Consider the following 1782-nt stretch of genomic DNA (forward strand, 5'->3'; position numbering starts at 1 on the left):
GGTCGAGATAGAGCGCAAAACGGCGGGCGAGCATGCGGCGGGCAAAAAAAGAGCGGCCATTGTGCCGCTCCTGGGTTCGCGGGCTCGGAGGGTCAGTCCTCGAGCAGCGAACGCAGCATCCAGGCGGTCTGGTCGTGCACGGTGCAGCGCGCGGTCAGCATGTCGGCCGTCGGGTCGTCGCCGGCTTCCTCGGCCACGGGGATGAATTCGCGTGCGATGCGCGACACGGTCTCGTGGCCCTTGACCAGGATGCGCACCATCTCCATCGCCTTGGGCGGGGTCTGGGGCACGTCGGGCACGGTGGCGATCTTGCTGAACTCGGCGTAGGAGCCCGGTGCGTAGTGGCCCAGCGCGCGGATGCGCTCGGCAATGATGTCGGTGGCGCCCCAGAGCTCGGTGTACTGGCCCATGAACATCGCATGCAGCGAGTTGAAGTGCGGCCCCGTCACGTTCCAGTGGAAGTTGTGGGTCGTGAGGTAGAGCGTGTAGGTGTCGGCCAGCACGCGGCTCAGGCCCTCGGCAATCGCGGCGCGGTCCTGGCGCTCGATGCCGATGTTGATGAGGGGCGCGTTGCGGCTGCCGGATTCCTGCGCCACCACGGTGCCGCCCTTCTTGGGCACCTTGCCGGACGAAGAGGACGACGACGATGCTTTCTTCGATGCTTTGGCCATGGCTGGAAACTCTTTCTTGAGGTTTTGCGGAACACAGCGCTATTCTGAAAGCCGACCCGCGGCTTCGCAACAGCGCCACTCTATCCCGGCGATCAACGAATTCGAACGGCCGCCGCGTAGGCGAAGTTCGCGTCTTTGCCTCTACGACAGCCGCTTGACACCCGGCAGCTCGCAGGCATAGATCGCGTTGCGCAAGGCCGCGATCGCCTCGTAGCGCGTGAAGGTGCGGCGCCAGGCCAGCACCACGCGCCGCGTCGGCGGATCGCGGTCCTGCGCGTCGCGCACCGGCAGGTAGCGCACCATCTGCTCGGGCTCCTTGCGTCCCTTGACCTTGGGCTTGAGCGCTTCGGCCGGCACCGACAGGCGCGGCACCAGCGTCACGCCCATGCCCGATGCCACCATGTGCTTGATGGTCTCGAGCGACGAGCCCTCGAAGCTCTTGCGGATGCCCTCGGCGTTGCTCGAGAAGCGCGCGAACTCGGGGCAGACCTCGAGCACGTGGTCGCGAAAGCAATGGCCGGTGCCCAGCAGCAGCATGGTCTCGTTTTGCAGCTCTTCCGAAGTGACCGATTCGCGGTCGGCCAACTTGTGCTTCGTGGGCAGCGCCGCCATGAAGGGCTCGTCGTACAGCGGCGCCATGGCCAGGCCGGTGTCGGGGAAGGGCTCGGCCATGATCGCGCAGTCGATCTCGCCGGCACGCAGCATCTCGAGCAGCTTGGCGGTGAAGTTCTCCTGCAGCACCAGCGGCATCTGCGGCGTGCGCGCGATCACCTGGCGCACCAGGTCGGGCAGCAGGTACGGGCCGATGGTGTAGATCACGCCGAGGTTCAGCGGCCCGGCCAGCGGGTCTTTTCCGCGCTTGGCGATTTCCTTGATGCTGGCGGCCTGGTCGAGCACGCTCTGCGCCTGCTGCACGATCTGCTCGCCGAGCGGCGTGACGGTGACTTCGCCCGCGCTGCGCTCGAAGAGCTTGACCTCGAGTTCGTCCTCGAGCTTCTTGATGGCCACCGAGAGCGTCGGTTGGGAGACGTAGCAGGCCTCGGCCGCCTTGCCGAAGTGCCGTTCGCGGGCCACTGCGACGATGTATTTGAGTTCGGTGAGAGTCATAGCT

At 66.2% G+C, this 1782-nt stretch carries 2 protein-coding genes; both read right to left on the minus strand.

Translation table 11 applies throughout. The features are described 5' to 3' along the window. Positions 1–92: 92 nt before the first annotated feature. Positions 93–671: a Dps family protein gene (locus AC1DOC_RS32265; RefSeq protein WP_478080164.1), complete on the minus strand. Its 579-nt coding sequence runs from the start codon at positions 669–671 to the stop codon at positions 93–95. A 141-nt stretch (positions 672–812) separates the two neighbouring features. Continuing rightward, positions 813–1778 carry a LysR substrate-binding domain-containing protein gene (locus tag AC1DOC_RS32270; protein WP_478080163.1) on the minus strand — a complete coding sequence of 322 codons (966 nt, stop codon included), beginning with the start codon at positions 1776–1778 and terminating at the stop codon, positions 813–815. Positions 1779–1782: the final 4 nt, after the last annotated feature.

The organism is Variovorax sp. 01T439_2 (genome assembly GCF_056398445.1).

Bases quoted from the DNA above. Each gene is read 5' to 3' on its own strand.
- AC1DOC_RS32265 (WP_478080164.1), bottom strand. From the start codon at position 671: ATGGCCAAAGCATCGAAGAAAGCATCGTCGTCGTCCTCTTCGTCCGGC.
- AC1DOC_RS32270 (WP_478080163.1), bottom strand. From the start codon at position 1,778: ATGACTCTCACCGAACTCAAATACATCGTCGCAGTGGCCCGCGAACGG.